The following is an 18,130-nucleotide window of genomic DNA, read 5'->3' as shown; positions in this document are numbered from 1 at the left end:
ATAAGAGACAGCCCATGCTCAGCGCCCCGCCCTCGCTCAGCGACGGTCGCTTGCTCGGGGCCCGCCGTCTGCTCGGCACCCTGCGCCCGCTCGGGGCCCGCCGTCTGCTCGGGGCTTCGCGCCCGTTCGGGGCCGCCTGCGCGAGTCTGATCGGCCAGCAGGTCGCGCAACGCCCGGGCCGCCTGCGCGGGCGAGTCCGCCAGCGCCACCGCCCGGCGCAGGTGGCCGCCCCGGCGGCGGGTGGAGGTGTAGGCGCAGTCGTACCAGGCCTCCTCGTCGTCGCCCAGGCGCGTCAGACGGTCGGCGGTGCGTTCGATCGCCTCACGCAACGCCGTGTCGGTCTGGGCCGACACCAGCACCGGCAGCACCGGCCGCGCCGTCTCCGAGCCCGGTTCGGGCCCGGGAAGGCGTGCCGGAGGGGGCGGCGTGGTGAGGGTGACGTGCACATTGCTGCCGCCGAAACCGAAACTGTTCACCCCCGCCAGCGCTCTCCCGCCGTCGGGTGCGCTCACCGTGGTGGCCTGCGTCGTCACCGACAGGTTGAGGCCGTCGAAGTCGATGCGCGGACTGAGCTCCTCGGCGTGCAAGGAGGCGGGAATCCTGCCATGCCGCAGCACCAGCAGCGCCTTGAACAGTCCCGGCATGCCCGAAGCCGGCTCCAGATGGCCGAGGTTCGACTTGACCGACCCGATGGGCAACGGCCCCCGCGCGCGTCCGCGGCCGAGCACCCGGCCGAGCGCCTCGCATTCGGCAGGGTCCCCGGCCTGGGTGCCGGTGCCGTGCGCTTCCACGTACACCAGGTCGTCCGGGTCGAGCGCGTCCGGCCCGTACACCTGGCGCAGCAGCGCCTCCTGCGCCTCGGGGTTGGGCAGTGCCAGCCCCATGGTGCGGCCGTCGTTGTTGGTGCCGGCGCCGACGATGACGCCGTGGATGCGGTCGCCGTCCGCCAGCGCGTCGGCCAGCCGTTTCAGCACCACCACGCCGCCGCCCTCGGCCCGTACGAACCCGTCGGCATGGGCGGAGAAGGCGGCGCACCGGCCCGTGGGGGAGAGCATCTGCGCCTGGCTGAACCCGGTGAAGCTGCCGGGTGACACCAGCACGTTCACGCCACCGGCCAGCGCCAGCCTGCTGGTGCCCGCGAGCAGCGTCCGGTAGGCGCGCTCCACCGCCAGCAGGGAGGACGAGCACGCGGTGTCCACCGCCATGCTGGGGCCGTGCAGGTCGAAGGTGTGGGAGATGCGGTTGGCCGCGATCGACAGCGTGGCCCCCGCCATGGTGTAGGGGCTGACGTCCTGTTTCTCCAGCATCTGCTGGAAGCCGTACGAGGTGTCGGAGATGCCGACGAACACCGCGGTGTCGCTTCCGGCGAGCGCCGCCGGGTCCACGCCCGCGTCGTCCAGTGCCTCGGCCGTCATCTCCAGCAGCAGACGCTGCTGGGGGTCCATGGCGGCCGCTTCCTTGGGTGAGATCTTGAAGTAGGCGGCGTCGAAGCCGGCGATGTCGTCGAGGAAACCGCCGGCCCGCGTATAGCTCTTGCCCGGGCGGGGCGTGTGCTCGTCGACGAAGCGATCGGCGTCGAAGCGGTCGGGCGGCACCTGACCGACCAGGTCGGAGCCCTGCTCCAGGGCCTGCCAGAGGCCGTTCATGTCGGTGATGCCGCCCGGCAGGCGGCAGCCCACGCCGATCACCGCCACCGCCGTGTCTGTCCCCTTGGTACCGCTCATGCGCCCCAGCTCCCTCTATGTCACTCACCGCAAACGATCAACTACTATGCGATGAAGGCGGGGACTGCAACGAGTGAGCAGGTCACGGCGCGGCGGTGCCGTACGCGCCGGCGCCGGCGGCCGCGGTCCGCCGAGCCGGGACGCACCCTTGGCGCGCGGCTCCTACCAGCGCAGCAGCACGGTGCCCGCGCTGAGCCCGCTGGCCACGCCCACCAGGGCGACGAGGTCACCCCGCTTGAGCCGGCCGGCCCGCTCGGCCAGGTGCAACTGCATCGGCAGCGTGGAGGCGGCGAGGTTGCCGTGGTCGACGATCGTCACCTCGGCCTTGCCGGGGGAAGCTCCCATGAGCTCGCACCCCCAGTGCAGCGCCGCCAGCGACGGCTGGTGCACGCACACCACGGCCATGTCGTCCCAGCCGAGCCCGCGCTCCGCCAGCGGCTGCCGCAGCACGCCGAAGTCCAGCTTCTGCACGCCGATGGCCAGGCCCACCGGGTCGATGGTGAAAGGTCCGGTGCGGAACCCGCCGGAGGCGTCACGGATGAACGGCATGATGGAGGCCCGCCAGTCCGCGGAGTTCGCGCCGAACGCGTGTCCGAGCACGCCCGGGGTGCCGCTGAGCTCCAGCAGCAGCGCCGTGCCCGAATCCGAGACCGTGTAGGACGGGATCGCCGGCTCGAAGTCCTCCTGCGACTCCACGTGCCACTGGATGCTCGAGGTGATGACCTCGCCGCAGACGATGAGGACCGTACGGTGATGGCCGGCGGTGATGAGCGCGTCGGCGAGGTGAATCGCGCGCAGGACGCTGTTGCACGCGTCCCGGACGTCGAAGACGGGGCAGCCGGCACCGAGCTTGGCCGCGACCATGTGTCCCGTCGCGGGTTCGACGGTGTCGCCGGACACGCCCGCGTAGATGATCAGGTCGATCGAGGGCGGCGTGTGCCCGGTCTGCCGGAGCAGCCGGCTCGCGGCCTCCGCCGCCAGATCGGATGCCGCGCACTCCGGCGGGGCGACGTGGCGGCGTCTCACCCCGCTGTGCCGTTCGATCAGGCCGCGCGGAATGTCGATGCGGGGGTTGCGCTCGGCCAGCAGGTCTTCCAGCTGCGCCGTCGTCAGGCTGTCATCCGGCACATGTGCCGCCACCCCCGCCACCCGGGAGTATCGTGACCCGCTCATTCCACTCCGCCCCGCATACGTACGGACCGCATGGCCGGATGGCGGCGCCAGCGCCGGGATCGCCGTTCGAGCATGCCACGTCCGCTCTCTTAGGAAACAGGCGCTCACGATAAGCAGGATCCGGCCGCGGACATAGGTGAACCGCCGAGGGGACGACCTTGCTTGCCCCGGCTTTGACCTGCGTCGTCACGGGAGCTCGGCCTTCGGGCATGGGCCTGTCACGTCAGGTCGTCGTGGCTGACGAGGCCCAGGCTCCGCTGCCAGAGTTCGGCGCGGGCGCGGGTGTCGTAGGCCTGGGCGTCGGCCCTGGCCTCGCGGGTGCGGTCGAAGAACCGGCCGGTGGTCGTGGCGAGGGCGCCGTCGCTGATCAGCCGGTGCGTGGCCGCGGTGCCGTCCTCGATGCTGTCGATGTGGTGGCCGACCTCCTGCAGGACCATCTTGGTCGGCATGTAGGCGGCCGGGTGGTGGCTGTTGACGGTGACCTGGCCGGCGGGGATGCGAGTGGCCAGTTCGAAGCCCGACATGATCTGGGCGAGTTAGCTCTGGCCGTAGGCGCGGGTGCCGCTGTAGCCGCCTTCGATCATCAGGTCGTCGAGTCGAGCGGGTGCCGGCCGAGGGAGGCGACGTTGACGATCCTGGCCGGCGCCGATCGGCGCAGCAGCGGGAGCAGGCGGAGGGTGAGGAGGAAGCCCGCGAGATAGTCGACGGCGAAACGGAGTTCGTGTCCGTCGGCGTTGGTGCGGCGGGTGCGCCCGTCGGGATGTCCGCTGCCGATCCCGGCGTTGCTGACGAACACGTCGAGCCGGTCGGCCGCCTGTTGCACGTCGGTGGCCAGGCGGCGCACCTGGGACAGGTCGGCGAGGTCGGCCATGACGGTGCGTGGCCGCGGCACGCGGTGGGTGTCGCGGATGTCGTCGGCGGTCGGGTCGAGCTTGCCGGGGTCCCGGCCGTGCAGGATCAGGGTGGCGCCGTCGGAGGCGAGCCGGTGGGCGAGGGCCCGGCCGAGGCCGTCGGTGGCGCCGGTGACGAAGATCGTTCGCTGGTCGGTCACGGCTGCCTCCTGCGGAGTGCGGCGGCCTCGATCGCGGTGAGGTGGGCGGCGAGGATCTCTTCGAACACGGCGTGGCGGTTCTCGGACAGGGGGCGGATGTCGCGGGAGAAGTGGGCCAGGGCGGGGAAGCGCGCGGGGTCGGCGCCCAGCACCGCGACGCGGAACGACTCGAGGCCCTGCTCGTGCTCTTCGGGTGTGATGCTGCCGGCCGCCGCCTCGGAGGAGATCAACGCAGCGAGGAGGATCGCGAGCCGGTGGTAGTGCGCCGGGATCTCCTCCTCGGGCAGGCCCGATGCCCGCAGGGCCGTCAGCGTCTCCTCTATGACCAGCCGGGAGCCGGTGCCGCCGGATACGTAGCGTGCCCAGATCGCGGCGACCTGTGGATGCCGGCCGAAGGCCCCCCTCAACCGTGTGGCCACGGTGGTGATGCGCTGCTTCCAGTCTCCCTCGGGGCGGTAGCCGTCCATGGCGGCGATGAGTATCCGGTCGGTGACCGCGCGCAACAACTCGGTCTTGTTGCGGAAGTGCCGGTAGAGGCTGGAGGAGTCGGTGCCGAGGACTGCGGCGAGCCGGCGCACGCTGAAGGACTCGGCGTCGCTCGTGCGGAGCAGCTCCGCCGCCGTGTCCAGGATCTCCTCGGTCGACCAACGCCTTCGGCCTGCCATGTCACCTCTCTCGTCCGAACCAACCTAACCCATGCACCCACTGTTGCACGCGCCGCGTGCATAATGGGGACAAATCTCCGATGCACCCATGAACGAGAGGACGCGTGTCGTGCAGAACCCCCTTGATGCCGTGGCGCTGGAAACCGCCATGGAAAACGTCCACCGCGCAGGGATGCCCGGAGTGTTCGCCGAGGTGCGTGACGGCGACCAGGTCTGGCGGGGCGCCGCCGGGGTCGCCGACGTCGCCACCGGCCGCCCCGTCACGGCCGGCATGCGGCACCGCGTCGGCAGCATCACCAAGACCTTCACCGCCGCCGCGGTGCTGCAGCTGGTCGAAACCGGTCAGATCGGTCTCGACACGTCGATCGGCCACTACCTGCCGCGGCTGGTCCCCGGAGACCGCGGCGACGCCATCACCGTCCGGATGCTGATCAACCACACCAGCGGCCTCGCCGAATACCTCCCGCATGCCTACCCGTCCCTCAAGGCGTTCCCCTCCTTGGCGGACACGGGGCCCGAAAGCATGGACGACCACCGGCTCACACGGTTCGACCCCACCGATCTGATCGGGATGGGAGTCGCGGCGCCTGCTGTCGGTGCGCCGGGCGGCACTCCGGGGTTGTACTCCAACACCAACTACCTGCTCCTCGGCCAACTCCTGGAGCACGTGACCGGCACTCCCGCGGAGAAGCTGATCACCCGGAACGTCATCGACCGCGCCGGGCTACCGGACACCCGGTTTCCGGACGGGCCGCAGGTCCAGGGGCCGCACTCGCGGATCTACGAGGCGTGGTTCGGCATGATCGACCCGCCGCGCGACTACAGCCTCTACGACATGTCGTGGGTGGGCCCTTCGGCCTCGCTGATATCGACCATGGCAGATCTCAACCGCTTCTTCGGCATGCTGCTCGCCGGGGAGATCGTCGCCCCGTCGTCGCTGGCCCAGATGCGGCACACCGTTCCGGTCATCTCCCAAGAGGGCAAAGTGATCGACTACGGTCTCGGCCTGCACCCGATGGAGGTCCCCGGCGGCGGCACCTTCTGGGGCCATGGCGGCACGGTCTGGGGCGGCGGGACACTGTCCATGACGCGCGCCGACGGCAGGCGGCAGATGTCCGTCGCGATCAACCTGCAGCGGTGGAACAGGCTCGACGCCTCGGGAAAGCCGCAGCCCCATCCCATCGACGACGCGCTCGCGGCTCTCTACCGGGTGGCGATGTGCGGTCAGCCCGCGGACACCAGGAATGTGGTGTCGCCGCGGCCCCGAGCGTCGTAGATCGGGTCGAGCCGGAGCAGGTGATCGAAGTGCCGTAGGTACCGGTCGGGGTGGTTGTCGGACCGGAGCGACATCCACGACGCTTCGGCCAGCCCGGCGACCTGGCGGAACGTGGCGTCCGCCGCGAAGGTGGCGGTGCCGTCGTCCCGCGCGAGCACGAAGTCGAAGCCGTGGTGCCGCAGATAGTGGCCGGGGAAGTTCACCGACGCGAACGACACGGAGCCGGACGCGTGCGCCAGCCCCGGCACCAGCCTGAACGAGGCGTCCTGGGCCGGGCTCACGTTCGCGTCGATGCGCACGTCGAAGTCGGCGTGCCGGGATGTAGTGATCCGGCAAGTCGTAGGACTGGACGCGGCTGATCGGCACGGTGACGCCCCGGCGGCCGACTGCACGGCTCTCCTCGTCTCCTCGGCGGCGGTCGGGTTGTGTACGGAGCCGTGGCGCTTACGGCCGGCGCCGAGGTCGTGGTCGGAGCGCCTACGGAAGTACCGGGTGCTGCCCAAGTCGGTCGAGGTGGCGGGCATGTAGCCGCGGCCGGTGGCGAACTGGTCGAGCCACAGCGCCGTCGTACAACTTCCCCGGCCGGTACGTCCGGCACGCCGACAACGTCGCCCGGCTCGACCCCTTCCCGATGGACCCCACGGCCGACCAGCAGTGGCGGCTCGTACCCGGCCTGGCCGACCCCGCCGGAGTCTCGTTCGAGTCGGTGAACTTCCCGGCCGCTGTCTACGGCACGCGAACTTCGCGGTCAGGCTCGACCCGGACGACGGCACCGCGACGTTCCGGGCGGACGCCGCCTTCCACCGCACCGCCGGCCTGGCCGACGGCGCCTGGACGTCGTTCCGCTCCCACAACCAGCCCGACCGCTACCTCCGCCACCTCGGCTACCTGCTCCGCATCGTCCCGATCACGGACGCGCAGGGCAGGCAGGACGCCACCTTCCAGGTCACGCACCAGGGGACCTCACGCGGTCGTCCGGAACCTTCGCGACCCGATGACCCGCAACAGCCGATGAATCGCAGCATCGGCGGCAGCAGGCTGACATGCATGCCCAACGTCCGCGTTCGCCTGCACAGGATGGTCTTCCGAGCCGTCTCGCTCTTGTCCGTTTCCGTTCAGGGCCGCTTCCTCCGCCGCTTCTTCGAGTGGGTTCATCACGTTCCCGACCCGTGGCGGTATGACACCGAGCCCTATGAGATCGACAAGTACGAGACGACGTTGCGGCACGTGCCCCGCCGTGCCTACCGCAGGGTGCTGGACGCGGGCTGCAGCGAACTCCGACGCACACGTCGGCGCAGGTCTGGGCGGCGCTCGGGCTGGGCGTCAAGGTGGTGCTGATCGCGGTGGTGGTCACGGGACTCATGGTGGTGCGCCGGCGGCATCCCATCGTCGTGGCCGGTCTCGTCGCCGTCCTCTACCTGGTGGGCATGCAGCCGCCCACATACGGTGCGCCGGTCAGCGCCGTGCTCATCGCCCTTTACGCCGTGGGCAGGCACACCTCGGCGCCGGCCTCGATCATCACGGCGGTGCTGGCCGTGGCCGGCGGCCTGCCGTTCACGACCGCTTCGTTGCCGATGACACGTTATCGGGGTGGCAGCACGCAGAACTCGTTGCCGTCGGGATCGGCCAGTACCACCCAGCTGACCTCGCGCTGGCCGATGTCGACGCGCGTGGCTCCGAGGGCGACCAAGCGGTCGACCTCCGCTTGCTGATCGCCGCCGGCGGGGGGAGCGAGGTCGAAGTGCAGCCTGTTCTTCCCGGTCTTCGGCGCCACCGGAGGACCGCCCCACGTGATCTTCGGACCGCCGTGCGGCGAGCGGATCGCGGTCTCCTGGTTCTGGTCCCAGACCAGCGGCCACCCCAGCGCCTCGCTCCAGAAGTAGCCGACCTCCTGCGTGCCGTCGCACGAGAGCGCTCCGATGAACCCGCAGTCGGCGAGGAAGTTGTTGCCCGCCTCGATGACGCAGAGCTCGTTGCCTTCGGGGTCGGCGAGCACCACATGACCCTCTTCCGGGCGTTGCCCGACGTCGATGTGGCGCGCACCGAGGGCGAGCGCCCTGTCCACCGTCTGCTGCTGGCCTTCGGGGGACGCGCTCGTCAGATCGAAGTGGATCTGGTTCTGGGTGGTCTTCTTCTCCTGGGTCGGGAGACAGCGGATGCGGAACCCGGTGTCGGCGTCCGGCAGGAGCACGATGCCGTCGTGGGGGTCGTCGGTCATCTCCCAGCCCAGGACTCCGGCCCAGAAGCGGGCGAGACCGGGTGGGTCGTGCGCGTCGATGCAGAGCGCGACGAGCTGAGCGGTCATCCCGCATCTCCTATCCGCTGACTCGCAGGGCGCAGGCAGAGCGCGGCGTCCTGGCGCGTGACGGCAGCAACGCTAACCCACCCGATGCGTACGATGCCAACGCATTTCACGCGTCTCGAGGAGCCGGCTTCAGGTGGGCTTTTCGCCGAGTTTGTGGGTGAGGCGGATGTAGCTGTTGTCGGCCTTGTACTCGAACACCCCGATCGGGGCCCTGGCTGGATCGCCCCTGTCGGTGAAGTCGATCGGGCCACTCGCCCCGTCGTAGTCGATGTCCCTGCCCGCGACCAGCAGCCGGGCGCAGGCTTGGAAGCCGGTGCACCGCTCGCCGACCCGTGTCACGCCGGCCATGGCGCCGGCGATGCTCTTCGGATCATCGCGGCCCGCGGCGACGGCGGCCAGGGCGGCGACGGTCGTCGCGTCGTAGGCCTCCGGAGCGTAGGCGAAGTCGGTCGGCGCGGAGTCGACCGCGAGCAACCGCTGCTCGAAGACGGTGGCCACCTTGGCTCCCGCCTGGGTCGCCTTGGCCCCGGTGAGGGTGCCCTGGGGAAGGCCGAGGCTCTCCCCTGAGGACAGGTAGCCGTCCGTGAAATACCACTTGTGCTCGCCCGCGCCCAGCCCCTGCCGCACCAGCTCACGGACGACGGCCGTGGCCTCGGTGAAGCCGACGACCACGATCGCGTCCGGGTCGGATGCCCTGATCTTCTCCACGTCGGTGGTGTGGCTCTCGTCGGAGGCGTCGTAGGTCTCGACCTGGACGCGGTCGACGCCGCGACGCTCCAGCGACCTGCGGATGTGCTCGCTCAGCCCTGTGCCGTAGGGGTCGTCCAGCGCCAGGATGCCCACCCGCCGGCCGCCGTCGGCCCGGATGAGCTCGCCGAGGACGTCGCCCTGGATGGCGTCCGGGCCCGCCACGCGGAAGAACAGCCCGTCGTCGGCGGCGTCGGTGAGCTGGTCGGAGGTCGCGGTGGGCGAGATCTGCACGACCCCGGCGGTCCTGACCTGGTCGATCATCGCCAGGGACGTTGACGACATGATCGGGCCGATGACGACGTCGTTCCTCTCGGAGATCAGCTGGGCCAGCGCCTCGGTGCCGCGGTCGTCCGAATCTCCCGCGTCCACTTCGGTCCCGATCACCTTCCGGCCGAACACCCCGCCCGCCGCGTTGATGTCGGCGATGGCGAGCCGCACGCCCGCGGCCATCGGACGGTTGAAGAACTGCAGACCGCCGCTCTTGGGCACCAGCGCTCCCAGCCGCAGCACTCCGTCGCCGCCCACGTACGCCGGCGCGACGGTCGGCTCGGCGCCGCCCGTCCCGCGCCCGGAGACGGGCGCCAGGGTCCAGGCAGCGGCGGCCACGCCGGTCAGCGCGAGCACACCGGCGCCCTTGGCAAGGCCCCTCACCCTGCGCCGTCCGGTCCGGGCCGGCGGGGCGGTGGGCGTCCCTGGCGGAGCGGAACCGGGCGCGCCATGCCTGGCGTCGGCCGTCCAGGTTCGTGGGGGCGGCGGCGGAGCTCCTCCCGCTGGGCCCGGCACCTTCGGTCCACGGGACGGGACGACCTCGTCGGGTCCGTCGCCGTCTTCGTGCTCGGCGGCCGGAGACTGGTTCGCCGCACGCAGGAGTCTGACGGCATCGGCCGCCAAACGGCTCGTGCTGCGTACTCCGGCCATGCCCACCAGCAAGTCCCGATAGGCCGCATCCCATGCCCGACGGTCGGCGAGATCGCCGGGAAGCGGCCGGCCGGATCCTCCGGCGATGCGCAGACAGGTGTCGACGAACACCTCGAAATGCTCCTGCCGGGGACACACCGGCCGGGTGTTGCTGATCATCCCGTCGATGGTGCTGCGCTTCAGCCGTAACGGCGCCTCTCCCGCGCGGCGCCGCGGCGTACGGCTGCTGGCGATCTCCAGCTCACGGACCGACACCTCCGCGGCGTCCTTCAGCGCCCGCAGTCGCCGGGCGAAGCCCGGTCGCGGATCCGACTCCCACCCCATCCGCCCCCCCTGCCGCTCACAGCCCGGCCACCGGGTGTCCGGCGATGCCGGACACCCGGCTCATCGTCACCGGACGCCTGCCCCTTCGTCCAGAGCAGGGAGCACTACCTGCAGATACATGGTCACGCACGTGGACTCGTCCGGCGGCATCGCCGGACACCCGTCCGCGACGCGACCGTGGCGAGGACAGGCACGACCGTGCCTGGCGGCTCCCCCTTCACGCGTCCCTCGGCGACACCCGCTCTCCGGCACGGGAGAGCGCGCCGGAGCGATGAGGGCGGGTCACCGCTCACCTCAAGGAAGCCAGGAAGATTTCATGAGAGGCACACCATTCGCTCCGGTCGCAGCAGGCCTGCTCGCCGGCGTGCTCGCCGGCTCCTCCGCGGCCGCGGCGGCGCCCCCGTAGGCGCTCGCATCGTCTGGTACCAGATCATCGTCGAGCACAGCGGACAATGCCTGGACGTGGCCCATGCCAGCACCGCGCACGCAGCCGACGTGGTCCAGGCCACGTGCGGTGGCCCCGGAGCACGCGGCAACCAGACCTGGCGATTCAGGCCGGTCGCCTTCCACTAGCTGGAGCGCCCCCGACGGCGACCAGGCCGGCACGTTCGGCCGCATCGTCCAGGGCGGTGACAAGACCATTTTCGGCTCGGACCGGCGCCCGTGGAACGTTCCGCTCCCCACCCGTGCCGTCCACTGATCCGGCCCGACGGCCTCAGCGAGAACTTCAGCAAGGAGACAGAGATGAACAACGGCTCACGTGCGCTGATCGGTTTCACCGCGGCGGCGCTCCTGGCGATGGCCGCGATGCCGGCCGCCGCTGCCACGGCGGACTCCTCGGCGGCGAGCACGGCCGTCGCCGCGCCGCAGCCCTGGGGTCCGTACCACTCGCCCGGCGGTAGGCGGGCCAAGGCGGCCGGTACGGTCACCGCGACCGGCGAGGACCACGAGGTGATCCCGTCGGCCGCCGCGCTGACCGTGTCCGGCATCGTCACCGACCTGGCCCGGACCAGGTCCAGGTGCGGGTGGGTGGTGTTCGGCATCGCCACCGTCAACGCGGCCGGCAACCGGGTCGCCTGGAAACGCCACCACGTCCGTACATGCGCCTACCGCACGCCCAAGCGGTTCTCGTTCACCTATCACCGGGTGTTCCAGGTCGAGTTGAAGGTGTGCTCCGAGCGCCGGGGATCCGAGCCGTCGATCCAGTGCACCGCCGGCAACCCCGCCTGGAAGAACATCTACACCTCCCCGCACTGACCCGGCCCTCCCACCGCGCTGCGCGCACGGTCCGGACCACCGCGGTGCCGGTCTCTGACCGGCACCAACGGAAACCCAACGAAGGAAGCCCCGTGAATCACCTCTCACCGTTCCCACATGATCAGCAGCAGATCGCCCCCGGCGGCGGCAAGGCACGCCCTCGGTGGGTCGCCGCCGTGACGGCCGGCACCCTGCTGCTGGGCCTGCCCGCCGCCCTGTCCCAGGTGGAGCCGGCGGCCGCCGCGGCCGCGCCGTTGAAGGGCGCCGGAACCTGCGCGAACATCGACCTGGTCTTCAGGCCCGAGTCGGCTTTCCCCGGCACCACCCGGGGACGTTACGACTTCCGCATGCAGCGGAGCGCCATCGAGCAGGCCGTCCTGTGCCTCGTCAACGCCGAACGAACCGCACCCGGCGTCAACCTTCAGCCGTTGAAGAGGTACGTCGCCCTCGGCAAGAGAAGCTCGGCCCCTCCTGGCCTCAGCGGCGCGGCGGCCGGGCACGTCGCAGACGCCGTCCGCCTGCGCTGGTGGGGGAAGGTGCAGCCGGGCAAGAACTGCCGTCCCAACAGGGACAACCCGAAGACCAGCGAGGACGAGTCCAAGACCTGTGACCCGCACATCAACCCGCAGACCGGCTCAACCGTCCTCAGCCGGGCCACGGCCGCGGGTTACGGGCGGCGCTGCGGCAGATTCGACGTCGCCGAGAACGCCTACGTGGGCTGGGGACGCTCGATGGTGACCCCCCGCGCGGCCGTCACCTGGTGGATGAACAGCCCTCCGCACCGCGCCAACCTCCTCAACCCCATCTTCAAGGAGATGTACACCAGAACGGCGTGGGGGAGCGCGGACCCGGCAGCCGGGTCCACCACTCCCGCCCTGACCTACGTCCAGATGCTCGGACGTTGCACGTGAGCTTGCTGCCCCCGCCCCGGCTGCGGGAACGGGCCGGCCCGCCCGTCCGCACACCCGACCGCGGGCTGGCCGGCCCCCTCGCCCCGCACCCGTGACACCCGCTTCCCCAGCAGAGAGGAGGCGGCCCCCGCGCCGGGCAGGGGGCCGCCTCCACCGGCTAGGCGTCGCCGTCGTCTCCGCGCAGGGCCGCCGCGAAGCGCCGGCCAGGAGCCGGGTCGACCCCGAAGCGCTCGGCGTACCGTTCGTGAACGTCCCCCCACTGCTCGTGTGCCTTCTCTTCGGAGATGCCCTGGCCGGCGAGGTGGGGCTCGAGCCGCGAGAGATAGGCCTCCCAGCCGGTGGCGGTCTGCGCGGACAGGCCCCGGTCGTCGATGACGTGGGTGAAGATCAGGCGGCAGCCGTCTCCGTGGGGGGCCAGATCGAAGCTGTAGGACTGGCCGGCGAAGGTCCAGGCCAGGCGGCGGGGCGGATCGACCTCGGTCACCTCGCCGCTCGCGCCGGCGGCCTCGAAGGTCTCACCCGCCGCCGGAGTCCAGTCGGCGGCCGCGGGGAACCAGCGCTCGAGCTCCGCCGGCTCGCTGACGGCGCGCCACACGCGCTCGATCGGGTAGGCGAGCGTGCGCTCGAAGCGCAGCGCCGGGCGGCCGTCGATCGTGTGCAGGGTTCCGGAAATCATGGGTTCTCCTCCAAGTGTTGCTCCAGGGCGTCGAGGTGCCTCGACCAGTAGACGCGATACGGCTCCAGCCACTGGTCGACCTCGGCGAGAGGCTCGGGGCGCAGCGCGTACACACGCTGCTTGCCCTCCGTGCGCACCGCGACGAGTCCGGCCTCGCGCAGGACCTTGAGGTGTTTGGACACCCCGGGCTGGCTGAGATCGAGGTGTTTCACCAGTTCTCCGGCGGGCCGCTCACCGTCGCGCAGCAGGTCGAGGATCTGCCTGCGGTGCGGCTCCGCCAGGGCTGCGTAGGCGCTCATGTCATCATATTGCCAAATGGAAATATGATTCGGCAACCCTGGGCCGTACGGCCGTCACGAAGCCGGTGTCATCCGGCCGTCGCGGGGCGGCCGGCGAAGCGGCGCAGCGCGTCCAGCCCTGACAGGCCGTAGACGTCCTCCACCGCGTCGGCCAGCAGATGGCAGGTCCTGAACCGGTCGAGCGGGGTGAGCCCGAGCCGCGTCAGGTGCAGGTAGGTGTAGTTGAGCAGCACCCGGTAGCGCCGGAAGGCCGGGTCGGCGAAGATCGCCTCGTGGTAGGCGGGATTGTCGAAGACCAGGCGTTGCAGCTCGCTCGGCTCGCGGTCCGGCGCCGGCGGGTCGCCCGGCCGCACCCGGAGGGCCTCGCCCGGCTCGATCATCGGCTGGATCAGCCGGCCGTCGTCCAGCGCCGCAACCCGCCTCCGGTACTGCTCCAGCAGGGATGCCCACTCCCGTACGAACGGGACGGCCGGGGCGCCGCCGTCGTCCAGGCAGGCGACGACCTCGCGTACGCGGTCCGTCAGGGCCGCGCGCCGCTCCCTGAAGCCGCGTTCGAAGAGGGCGCGGGCGCCCTCCGGGTCGGCCGCCCACGTGAGGTAACCCTCCGCGTGCATCCGGAACGACAGGTAGCTGCGGTCGATGCGCTGCGAGGTGTGCGCGATGGTCAGCATGAGGCTCAGCGCCAGCCCGGTCCTGCTGTCGCGGCCCGCGCGCACGTGCTCCAGCATGCCGAACAGCAGCGGGGTGGCATCGACGTAGAACGCGGTGAGCAGGTCCACCGCCTCGTCGCTGCCGAGCACGTGCCGGCGCGAGTCGTACGGCGCCTCGCGGATGGAGTTGTCCGGCGGCCACGGCGTGAGCGGGCCGCGCTCCTGCTCCCGCATGGCGAGCAGGCGGTGTCTGTCCAGGCTCCCGGCCGGGTCGAGCGCGGCCGTAGAGGGGTGCTGGCGCAGGTAGCCGCCGACGACCTCGGAGACGCGCGGGCGTACGACCCGCCGCCACACGGCCGGCGTCGCCCTGACGTTGATCCGCAGGTGCGGGCCCTGCCGCCAGTGGCGCAGCACGTACGCCGCCGCCACCTGGCCGCGCAGCCCGTCGAGCAGCGGCCGCACGGCGTCCAGCAGCAGGCCGTCCTTGTCCGGCGCGTGGTAGTGGACGTGCACGCTGTGCCAGGCGGGAGTGTCGGAATCGGGCAAGCCGGTCAGGGGGACCACCTCCGGGTGTCGGCGAGGCCGGCGATGGCACGGCCCGCCAGGAACGACATGTGCTGCTCGGTACCGGCGCGCAGCCCCAGCCGGTTGTGGAGCAGGTGCGCGCAGCGCATCAGGATCAGCGACACCGTGCGCCGCTCCGGCGGCGCGGCCAGGGCGAAGAACGCGTGGGGCGAGCCCGGGTCGAGCGGCGCGCATCGTCCGGCGGAGTGCAGCGCGTCGAGGTCGTCGCGGAGCGCGCGCACCGACGACGCCCACGCGGCCAGCAGGCCGCCGCCCGACTCGGGCCTGTCCCACAACCTGCGCGTCTGGGCGAGCAGGGCGCTCTCGCGGCGCCGCCAATCCTCCTCGCTCTCCGGGGCGGCCCCCGGGCCGGGCGTCTCGCGGGCGGCCGCGGCCAGGCGGTGCGCGGCGGCCGGCAGGTCGGGCTCGCACACGGCGGCCGCGATGGTCAGCGCGGCCAGCCCGATCGCCGCCCGGCGGCCCATCTCCGTCCCGGCGCGCAACACGTCCAGCGCGAGCCGGCTCGACATCGCGAAGTGCCGTTCCGCGGCGGCCACGCAGGCGGCGTCGCCGTACGCCTCGTACTCGGGCCGGTAGCCGATGAACGCCACCGAGCCGGCGGGGTGCAGCCGCTCGTCGTAGCGCGTACGCCGCTCGCCCTTGGCCATGGCGGCGGCGAAGGCGCGGTAGGCCGCCGCGTCGACGGAAGGAGACGGGTGGGCGGCGAAGTGGGCCGCCGCCCGCTCGCGTACCAGGTCCCGGACGCGCGGCCGCCGCTCCGGGTCCGGCACCTCCAGCCGCAGCCGCACGTGCTGGCCGCCCTCCCAGTAACGCAGGAAGAAGGCGCGGCGCGCGGTGCCGTTCGCCGCCAGCTCCCGCGCCACCGCATCCACCACGCCGGTGATCAGCGGGTCGAGGTCGCCGAAATGGAACAGGTGCGCGCCGACCCAGCCGTCCCCCGCCCCGGCGTCCTCCCGGGCCGCTGTCATCGGCCCGGCCTTCCCGACAGCTGCACGACGTACTCGGTGACCCGGCCGCCCGCGCCGTAGCGGGGCGCCTGGTAGGGGTCGGGCAGTGCCTCTTCGAGCACCAGCAGCGCGGCGGGGTCGCGCAGCGTGCGGACGAACCCGGTCAGCAGCAGCAGGTCGGTGACGTCCACGTACATGGGCTTGCGGTCCTTGCTCAGCAGCCCCGCCAGCAGGCCGCGCCGGAGATCCACCACCCGGGCGAAGAACCGGCGGGGCACTCCGTGCAGCGCCAGCCACCCGGCCAGCCTGGGCAGGTACGCGGCCTCACCCTCGCCCTTGGCCGGAACCGGGAACGCGCCGGCCCGCAGCCGCCAGACCGCCCGCGCGACCGTCACCCGCCCGAGGTCCATCCGCGGCCAGCGCTCCACCACGCCCTCGGCCGGTGCCTCGGCCCGGGTGCGGAACACCCAGCCCGGCACCATCGCCGTGGACGGCTCGCCGAACGCCCGCACCAGGAACTGCAGCCACGGCGGCAGCCAGTACTGGGCCGTCATGCCCAGGTGGACCGGCTTGACCGGGCGGCCCGCGCCGTCGAACAGCGTCAGCCGGTCGCACCCGGGGTCGTAGCCGACCGTGAGGTCCGCCGGCGCGACCCGCGGCAGGTGGGCGTCGGGAGCGGTGAAGGGATGGTCGAGGGCGAGGTCGGCCGTGGCAGGGCGGACGTTGAGGCCGCCGCCGACGAGCCCGCGGCACTCGGCCACCATGACGTCGCCCTGCGCCGCCCGCAGCTCTCGGGCGGGCGGCGCCTCGCCGCCGGCCAGGGTGACCAGCCGGTGCAACCGCGACAGCCCGCGCCCGTACCCGGCGGAGACCGAGTTGACGACCGCGCGCACGCCGCCGGGCCCCGGAACGGCCTGCAGGTAACAGCAGATCGATCCCGGCGGCCGCACGAAGCCCGGCCAGCTCTCCGCCATGGCGGCCAGGCGGGACGCCGTGAGGTCCACCACCGGCTCATGCCCGCCGGGCCCGGCGCCGGCCCGCTCCCAGAAGCTCCGCCGCAGCTCGGTCAGCCGCGTCAGGCCGGGCGGGTGCTCGGCGCCCGGCACCGCCCGCGTGCCCGCGACCGGGTCGCGCAGCATGCCGCGCAGCAGCGTCCCGCCCTCGCCCGGCGCCTGCCGGTGGATCTCGCGGTAGAGGTCGAGAGCGGCGACCCGCCCGGCGGGGCCGTACCGGTCCAGGAAGAACGCGGCGGCGGCGATCTTGACGGGCAGGTCGGGGTCGAACAGGCCGAGCAGCCCGCGCAGCGCGTCGAGGTCGTCGCACACCCCGCGCCAGGCCGCCGCGCTCAGCCGGCCGGCGACGCCGGGGATGACGGCGCTGTGCCAGAGCAGGTTCTTGCCGGGCAGCGACGGCCCCGGCGGCAGCACCTCGCTCAACGCCGCCCGCACGACCCCGGCCGCCCGCGCGCCGTCGCCGGGGTGGGTGACACCGTCGCGCAGCGCCTCGGCGACCCGGCCGACGGCCTGCGCGTACGGCGCCGGGCCGTCCTCCGCCAGCCACGAAGCCAGCCGCCCCACCGGGTCGGCGCCCTGCTCGTCGTACGGCGGGACCAGTTCGAGCAGCCCCGCGTCCACCAGCGGCTCGATCCCCGGAGCGGCGGCCAGCGTGGCGTGGTCCCGCCCGCGCACCCAGTCGAGAGCCTCGCGCACCGCGGGGCTCGCGGCCACCCCGGACAGCGGCTCGCCGTGCCCGAAGCCGAGGAACCAGATCCGGTCGCCGTCGTCGGTGGCGGACGGGTTGACGCGCAAGCGGGCCCGTTCCCGCACCCGCCGATGCCGGGTGAGCGCCGCCCACAGCGGGCGCAGGACCGCCCGGTCCAGCTCCGCCATGACGTGCCAGGCCGGCTCGCCGCCGGTCCGCACGGCGGGACCGTCCGCCTCCCACCGGCCCAGGCCGCTGAGCGTGAAGGTGGCGTACGGGCTGGTCTTGACGCTCGCCCGGGCGAGGTAGCGGGCCAGCCGCAGCAGTTCCTGCCGGTCCGGCGGGCGGTCGGAAGGGCCGGCGAGCCAGGCTTCGAGACGGCCGGCCAGCACCGTGCTGCCCTGGGCGAGGCCGTGGCGGAAACCGGCGTCGGACACCGCCTCCCGCAGCACCGCCGTCTTCTCCCGCGACTCCTCCGCCAGCACGGCGGGCAGCGCGTCGCGCAACCTCTCCGCGCGCCGCCGCAGGGTGGTCCACGCGCCGATCCGGGCGGCCACGTCCGCGGGCAGCGCCGCCAGCACCTCGGCGGACGCGGCCAGGCCGCCCGGCCGGCGCCCCGCGAACACCGCGCGCCGCAGCGCCACCAGCCCGGACTTCAGCGGGCCCGCCGCCGCGCCGCCGATCACGTCGTGCAACGGACCGGACAGCTCCGCGCCCTCCCGCCGCAACCGGGCCGATACGCTCGCCAGCTCGTCCACCAGGCGCCACGTCCGGGTGCAGCGCATCCGGTCGAGCCCGGCCACCGGCAGCCCCGCGACACGGACTGCCAGAACGGGCGACAGGGCATAATCGGGATCGGCGAGCCCGGCAGGGTCGCCGTCCCCCGCGACGGGGACGGCCTGCGCTACATGAGTCAAG

17 protein-coding genes and 2 pseudogenes are annotated in these 18,130 nt (G+C 72.5%); 6 read left to right on the top strand and 13 right to left on the bottom strand.

What is annotated here, in order from left to right:
• The 5 genes from E1292_RS21605 to E1292_RS21590 all read right to left on the bottom strand — a co-directional run.
• The coding region (locus E1292_RS21605; protein WP_132597035.1) for a beta-ketoacyl synthase N-terminal-like domain-containing protein at window positions 1–1,724 on the bottom strand (1,724 nt) is incomplete at its 3' end.
• 162 nt (window positions 1,725–1,886) lie between these two features.
• Entirely contained in the window at window positions 1,887–2,897 is a 1,011-nt protein-coding gene (locus E1292_RS21600; protein WP_132597034.1) for a 3-oxoacyl-ACP synthase III family protein, read from the bottom strand.
• A gap of 218 nt (window positions 2,898–3,115) precedes the next feature.
• The gene (locus E1292_RS52760; protein ID WP_220446983.1) at window positions 3,116–3,421 is read right to left on the bottom strand and encodes a Rossmann-fold NAD(P)-binding domain-containing protein; all 306 of its coding nucleotides are present in this window, start codon (window positions 3,419–3,421) and stop codon (window positions 3,116–3,118) included.
• A 59-nt stretch (window positions 3,422–3,480) separates the two neighbouring features.
• Window positions 3,481–3,948: an SDR family NAD(P)-dependent oxidoreductase gene (locus tag E1292_RS52755; protein ID WP_220446982.1), complete on the bottom strand. Its 468-nt coding sequence runs from the start codon at window positions 3,946–3,948 to the stop codon at window positions 3,481–3,483.
• Window positions 3,945–4,613: a TetR/AcrR family transcriptional regulator gene (locus E1292_RS21590; protein ID WP_132597033.1), complete on the bottom strand. Its 669-nt coding sequence runs from the start codon at window positions 4,611–4,613 to the stop codon at window positions 3,945–3,947. Before E1292_RS21590 ends, E1292_RS52755 begins: the two co-directional genes overlap by 4 nt.
• Window positions 4,614–4,701: 88 nt before the next feature.
• Between E1292_RS21590 and E1292_RS21585 the strand changes: the two genes are divergently transcribed.
• A complete protein-coding gene (locus E1292_RS21585) occupies window positions 4,702–5,889 on the top strand; it encodes a serine hydrolase domain-containing protein (protein WP_132597032.1) in 1,188 nt (395 codons plus the stop codon).
• On the opposite strand, the gene E1292_RS21580 is transcribed toward E1292_RS21585, so the two are convergent.
• Window positions 5,838–6,392, bottom strand: a complete 555-nt coding sequence (locus tag E1292_RS21580) for an AbfB domain-containing protein (protein WP_246090248.1) — start codon at window positions 6,390–6,392, stop codon at window positions 5,838–5,840. The two genes, E1292_RS21585 and E1292_RS21580, sit on opposite strands and share 52 nt — an antisense overlap.
• 116 nt (window positions 6,393–6,508) lie before the next feature.
• Here E1292_RS21580 and E1292_RS21575 point away from each other — a divergent pair.
• Both E1292_RS21575 and E1292_RS56135 read left to right on the top strand, forming a co-directional pair.
• A pseudogene (locus E1292_RS21575) lies at window positions 6,509–7,227 on the top strand (AbfB domain-containing protein); the annotation flags it as partial.
• A 23-nt stretch (window positions 7,228–7,250) separates the two neighbouring features.
• Window positions 7,251–7,409, top strand: a pseudogene (locus E1292_RS56135) (hypothetical protein); the annotation flags it as partial.
• A gap of 62 nt (window positions 7,410–7,471) precedes the next feature.
• On the opposite strand, the gene E1292_RS21570 reads toward E1292_RS56135, so the two are convergent.
• Together E1292_RS21570 and E1292_RS21565 are read right to left on the bottom strand one after the other, a co-directional pair.
• Window positions 7,472–8,194: a VOC family protein gene (locus tag E1292_RS21570; RefSeq protein WP_132597031.1), complete on the bottom strand. Its 723-nt coding sequence runs from the start codon at window positions 8,192–8,194 to the stop codon at window positions 7,472–7,474.
• 129 nt (window positions 8,195–8,323) lie between these two features.
• On the bottom strand, window positions 8,324–10,186 hold the full coding sequence (locus E1292_RS21565; protein WP_132597030.1) for an ABC transporter substrate-binding protein: 1,863 nt from the start codon (window positions 10,184–10,186) through the stop codon (window positions 8,324–8,326).
• Window positions 10,187–10,600: 414 nt separating this feature from the next.
• On the opposite strand from E1292_RS21565, the gene E1292_RS55835 reads away from it, so the two are divergent.
• The 3 genes from E1292_RS55835 (at window position 10,601) to E1292_RS21550 (ending at window position 12,354) form a co-directional block, all read left to right on the top strand.
• Window positions 10,601–10,759, top strand: coding sequence for an RICIN domain-containing protein (locus E1292_RS55835; protein WP_369334344.1), 159 nt, complete (start codon window positions 10,601–10,603; stop codon window positions 10,757–10,759).
• A 171-nt stretch (window positions 10,760–10,930) separates the two neighbouring features.
• A complete protein-coding gene (locus tag E1292_RS21555) occupies window positions 10,931–11,443 on the top strand; it encodes a hypothetical protein (protein WP_132597029.1) in 513 nt (170 codons plus the stop codon).
• A 92-nt stretch (window positions 11,444–11,535) separates the two neighbouring features.
• Entirely contained in the window at window positions 11,536–12,354 is an 819-nt protein-coding gene (locus E1292_RS21550) for a CAP domain-containing protein (RefSeq protein ID WP_132597028.1), read from the top strand.
• Between the two features lie 157 nt (window positions 12,355–12,511).
• Here the strand turns inward: E1292_RS21550 and E1292_RS21545 are convergent, their stop codons facing one another.
• From E1292_RS21545 to E1292_RS21525, 5 genes are all read right to left on the bottom strand, one after another.
• Window positions 12,512–13,030, bottom strand: a complete 519-nt coding sequence (locus E1292_RS21545; RefSeq protein ID WP_132597027.1) for an SRPBCC domain-containing protein — start codon at window positions 13,028–13,030, stop codon at window positions 12,512–12,514.
• Window positions 13,027–13,329, bottom strand: a complete 303-nt coding sequence (locus E1292_RS21540) for an ArsR/SmtB family transcription factor (RefSeq protein ID WP_132597026.1) — start codon at window positions 13,327–13,329, stop codon at window positions 13,027–13,029. Before E1292_RS21540 ends, E1292_RS21545 begins: the two co-directional genes overlap by 4 nt.
• A gap of 68 nt (window positions 13,330–13,397) precedes the next feature.
• A complete protein-coding gene (locus E1292_RS21535) occupies window positions 13,398–14,525 on the bottom strand; it encodes a thiopeptide maturation pyridine synthase (RefSeq protein ID WP_165974660.1) in 1,128 nt (375 codons plus the stop codon).
• A 5-nt stretch (window positions 14,526–14,530) separates the two neighbouring features.
• Window positions 14,531–15,532, bottom strand: coding sequence for a lantibiotic dehydratase C-terminal domain-containing protein (locus E1292_RS21530; RefSeq protein WP_132597024.1), 1,002 nt, complete (start codon window positions 15,530–15,532; stop codon window positions 14,531–14,533).
• On the bottom strand, window positions 15,529–18,129 hold the full coding sequence (locus tag E1292_RS21525; protein ID WP_132597023.1) for a lantibiotic dehydratase: 2,601 nt from the start codon (window positions 18,127–18,129) through the stop codon (window positions 15,529–15,531). The genes E1292_RS21530 and E1292_RS21525 overlap by 4 nt, the downstream gene beginning before the upstream one ends.
• Window position 18,130 lies beyond the last annotated feature (1 nt).

It is taken from the genome of Nonomuraea deserti, assembly GCF_004348685.1.
In the GTDB taxonomy this organism is placed as follows: Bacteria; Actinomycetota; Actinomycetes; order Streptosporangiales; family Streptosporangiaceae; genus Nonomuraea; species Nonomuraea deserti.
The sequence above is the reverse complement of the archived record's forward strand: the minus strand, read 5'-3'. Positions and strand labels throughout refer to the sequence as shown.